Annotated in this window: 3 protein-coding genes; 2 read left to right on the top strand and 1 reads right to left on the bottom strand. The window is 75.5% G+C overall.

Features of this window, described 5'->3' with window-relative positions; translation table 11 throughout:
• A partial coding sequence (locus tag ACWEVN_RS47555) for a hypothetical protein (protein ID WP_452055671.1) occupies positions 1-324 on the top strand: 324 nt, incomplete at its 5' end.
• A gap of 2 nt (positions 325-326) precedes the next feature.
• A complete protein-coding gene (gene mhpA / locus ACWEVN_RS47550) occupies positions 327-1,952 on the top strand; it encodes a bifunctional 3-(3-hydroxy-phenyl)propionate/3-hydroxycinnamic acid hydroxylase MhpA (RefSeq protein ID WP_452055670.1) in 1,626 nt (541 codons plus the stop codon).
• Here the strand turns inward: mhpA and ACWEVN_RS47545 are convergent.
• On the bottom strand, positions 1,900-2,461 hold a 562-nt coding region (locus ACWEVN_RS47545; RefSeq protein WP_452055669.1), incomplete at its 5' end, for a hypothetical protein. The two genes, mhpA and ACWEVN_RS47545, sit on opposite strands and share 53 nt — an antisense overlap.

Here is a 2,461-nt window from a genome sequence, read left to right as displayed (position 1 = left end):
CTCGGCCGCGCGGGCCACGCGGACCAGGCCGCCGTGGACGCCTTCGCCGAAGCGTTCGCGCACTGGCGCGGCGAGCCCGCGCTGGCGCTGGCGTGGGGACCGATGACCGAGGAGGGCCGTTCGCGCTTCCCCGGCGTCGGCCCACTGTCCACTGAGGACGGCCTCGCGATGGTCGACGCCGCCCTCGCGACCGGCCACCGCGCCCTGTCCGTGCTGCGGGTGGACGCGGCGAACGTGCGGGCGCCCACCCCGGTGGTGCTGCACGACCTGATCGACCTGACCCCGGCGAACCGGTGGCCCGGTACCCCGGAAGGAGAAGAGTGACCATGCCTGTTCCCGGCTCCGACGTGCTGATCGTCGGCTACGGCCCGGTCGGCCAGCTGCTGGCGGTCCTGCTCGCGCACCGGGGGTGGCGGGTGACGGTCCTGGAACGCTGGCCCGAACCCTTCCGGCAGCCGCGGGCCGTCGGGTTCGACAGCGAGGCCGGGCGCATCCTCGCCGCGGCCGGGATCGGCGACGCGTTCGCCCGGTTCGGCGAGCCGTCTCGCGAGTACGCGTGGCGCACCGCCCGCGGGGAAACGCTGATCGAGTTCGACGTGGCCGAACGAGGACACTGCGGGTGGCCCGACTCGACGTCGTTCTACCAGCCGGAGCTGGAAGCCGCGCTGATGGCTCGCGGCGGCAGCCTGCCGAACCTGCGGGTCCTGCGCGGGTACTCGGTGGTGGAGGCGCTCGAAGACGACGACGGGGTGAGCGTCACGGCCGAGGCGGCCGACGGCACGCGGCAGGTTTTCCGCGGCGGCTGGGTGATCGGGTGCGACGGGGCCAACAGCTTCGTGCGCGAGCGCCTGGGCACCACGAGCACCGATCTCGGCTTCGCCCACGACTGGCTCATCTGCGACGTCACCCTGCACGAGCCGCGCGAGTTCACCCCGAACAACCTGCAGATCTGCGACCCGGCGCGGCCGCGCACCGCGGTGTCGGCGGGTCCGGGGCACCGGCGCTGGGAGTTCATGCGCCTGCCGGGGGAGCGGCTGAGCGACTTCGGCAGCGAGGGGACCGCCTGGCGTCTGCTGCGGCTCGTCGACGTCACCCCGGAGAACGCGCGGCTGGACCGGTACGCCGTGTACACGTTCCGGGCGAGCTGGGCGGATCGCTGGCGGTCCGGCCGCCTGCTCATCGCGGGGGACGCGGCCCACCTGATGCCGCCGTTCGCGGGCCAGGGGATGTGCTCGGGTTTCCGGGACGCCGCCAACCTGGCCTGGAAGCTCGACCTCGTCCTGGCCGGCCGGGCGCCGGCGGAACTGCTGGACACCTACGACACCGAGCGGCGGGCCCACGTGCGGCACGCGGTGACGATGTCGGTCGAGCTCGGCAAGGTGGTGTGCGTGGTCAACCCCGCCGCGGCGGCCGACCGCGACCGGGCCATGCTGACCGCGAGACGCCGGAACATCGACCCACCGGCGCGGGAACGGACCGCGGTGAAGGCCCTCGTGACCGGGTTCCTGCACCACGACGCCGCGGGGCGGCCGGCGCCCTACGCCGGTGACTCCACGCCGCAGGCGAGGGTGAGCCGCGGCGGGCGGACCGGGCTGTTCGACGAGATCGCCGGACTCGGCTTCGTGCTCATCGGCACGCCTGACCTCGCGGCCCTCCTGGACCGGTCGTGCCCGGACGCGCTGGCGGCGGTGGGGGCCCGGCTCGTCCGCGTGCGCCCGGCCGGCACGCCGCCCGGTGACCTCGGTGCCGAAGACGTCGTCGACGTCGACGGGTGCTACGGGCCGTACCTGGCCGGGATGGGGGCGGTCGCGGCCCTGGTGCGCCCCGACTTCTACCTCTTCGGTGTCGCCCGCGACGAGGCCGGGGTGATCGACCTGGTCCGGGACGCGGCCCGGCAGCTCACCGCGCCGCCGGTACGGGCTCCGGAGCCCGTACCGCCGGGTGGGCGGTGACGGTGCCGGCGAGAACGGCGCCGCGGAGCACGGCGGCGGCCAAGGCCAGGCTGTCCGGGGGCAGGCCGAGCCGGGCCGCGCCGGTCTTCGCGTGCTCGTACAGCAGGTAGTTCACCGGCGTGGCGCCCCCGTCACGCGCGACTCGGGCGATGACGCGCAGCTGGTGGTGCCAGGCCGCGTGCACCCGGCTGTCGGCGAACAGTTCCCCGGTCCGGGCCGGCACCGGATCCGCCGCGCGGGCGGCGAGCGCGACCCGCTGGGCCGGGCGCATCCGCCGGGTCCAGTGTTCCCACAGGGAAAACAGGAAGGACGCGCGGGACCGGTCGTCCACTCCGCCGAGCAGGGACCACACGTGCAGCACCGCCGCCGGTAGCTCGGCGCCGGCGGCGGGTTCCCCGGCCCGGCACAGGTCCAGGGCGAGTTCGCTGGAGACGGCCGCCAGCTCTTCGGCGTGGCGGCGGTCGCGCGGGTCGGTGAACCGCGCGGTCGGCGGGGCGGCCGCGTGCCGC

Source organism: Amycolatopsis sp. NPDC003861 (genome assembly GCF_053605405.1).
The sequence above is the reverse complement of the archived record's forward strand: the minus strand, read 5'-3'. Positions and strand labels throughout refer to the sequence as shown.

Excerpts from the sequence above, each read along its gene's own strand:
- mhpA (WP_452055670.1), top strand. The coding sequence starts at position 327 with ATGCCTGTTCCCGGCTCCGACGTGCTGATCGTCGGCTACGGCCCGGTC.